1 protein-coding gene is annotated in these 1,966 nt (G+C 42.0%); it reads left to right on the top strand.

Annotated elements, in window-relative coordinates; genetic code table 11:
* Positions 1-136: 136 nt before the first annotated feature.
* Positions 137-1,888 (top strand): IS1634 family transposase, encoded by a 1,752-nt coding sequence (locus BMZ71_RS14500; protein ID WP_093234183.1) that lies wholly within the window; start codon positions 137-139, stop codon positions 1,886-1,888.
* The last annotated feature ends 78 nt before the right edge of the window (positions 1,889-1,966 follow it).

Genomic DNA, 1,966 nt, shown 5'->3' on the forward strand with positions numbered 1-1,966 from the left:
CGGGAGTTTGACACTTACGAATCGAAAAAGCATCCGGAAAGCCCGATAGGGCTTATTTTTTTTGTCAAATTTATCGGTTATATTTTGCGTGACTTAGCGTGATTTGTTATAATGAAAATAAAAAGGGGCTGTTCTTATGCGGTTGAAAGTTTCAAAATCTAAAAACGCTGCCTCCTTCTACGTTACCAAAACCATCTATGAGAACGGAAAGGAACGAACCATCACGGTAGAGAAGCTCGGCACTGAAAAGGAACTCCGTGAAAAACTGGATGGGCAAGATCCTTATGCATGGGCAAAAACGTATGTGTCGGAGCTTACTGCGAAGGAAAAAGAAAACCAGCGAGAAATCCTCGCTCCCTTATCCCCTATCAAACAAATCGAAAAAAATCATCCTTGTCTATTCAATGGTGGCTACCTGTTCCTCCAGGATATTTATTATGATTTAAAGTTAGACAAGATTTGCCAAACAATCAGCGACCGGCACAAGTTCAGCTTTGATCTAAATAGCATCCTCTCCTATCTGATTTACGGCCGAATCATTTATCCCGCTTCCAAGAGGGCCACTCATGAACTATCCCAAAAATTTCTGGAGCGACCCTCTTTTGAACTGCAGCATGTATATCGAGCGCTGGAAGTGCTGGCAAAGGAATTCGATTGGATTCAGGCCCAACTCTATAAAAATAGTCTGGCTATTCTTCCTCGGAATACGCGCGTCCTCTTCTACGACTGTACAAATTTCTTTTTCGAAATCGAACAGGAGGAGGGGTTAAAACAATACGGCTTGTCGAAGGAGCATCGGCCCAATCCGATTGTGCAAATGGGGCTTTTCATGGATGGAAACGGCATGCCACTGGCATTCTCAATTCAGAAGGGGAATACGAACGAGCAGACAACCTTGAAACCCTTGGAGAAGAAGATCCTTTCAGATTTTGAATTATCTCAATTCATAGTTTGTACAGACGCAGGATTGGCATCGACAGCTAACCGCAAGTATAACAATCTAGGAAACCGAGGCTTCATAACTGTTCAATCCGTCAAAAAACTGAAAGCCCATCTGAAGGATTGGGCGTTGGACCCGAAGGGTTGGCGGCTAGCTGGCCAATACGAATCCCCTGAAGATGGCTATGATGTGAGGAAACTTTCTTATGATTCGAAAGAAGACCGGAACAAGAACTTTTATAAAGAGCGATGGATCAATGAAGATGGTCTAGAACAAAGACTGATTGTCACTTATTCTCTGAAATACCGCATTTATCAGGAGCAGATTCGCAATCGTCAGGTGGAGCGCGCACAAAAATTAATTGATACCGCTCCTCAAAAATTCAAGAAAGCCAACCAGAACGACTACAAACGGTTTATCGAGCAAATCCCCTACACCTCTGATGGTGAGAAAGCAGAAAAGGTTGCTTTCTCCTTAAATCAAGATGTAATCAATAAAGAAGCTCGGTATGATGGCTTTTACGCTGTATGTACGAATCTAGCAAGTTCCGCTGAGGAAATTATAGCCATTAACCACAGGCGTTGGGAAATCGAGGAAAGCTTTCGCATCATGAAAAGTGAACTGAGGTCCAGACCCGTCTATCTGAGTCGTGACGATCGCATTATTGCTCATTTTATGACTTGTTTCATCTCACTTATGGTAGTGAGGGTGTTGGAGAAAAAAATGGGAGAAAAGTTTACTTGCCAAGAGACCATCACAAAACTAAGGGAAATGAACTTCATGGAACTCCGTGGTGAGGGATTCATTCCGGCCTATACTAGAACAGATTTCACAGATTCCCTACATGAAGCCTTTGGCTTCCGAACAGACTATCAGATTCTACCTACAAAAAAAATGAAAAAAATTTTTAAAATGACCAAAACCACGAAAAAGGTACGCACTTTTTAACAAAATAAAAAAGCCGAAAAAAGCTGTAATAGCAGCATTTTCTCGTCTTTTTTCCTTCTACAAGTGTCAAAGACAGGA

It is taken from the genome of Trichococcus flocculiformis (assembly GCF_900113645.1).
In the GTDB taxonomy this organism is placed as follows: Bacteria; Bacillota; Bacilli; order Lactobacillales; family Aerococcaceae; genus Trichococcus; species Trichococcus flocculiformis.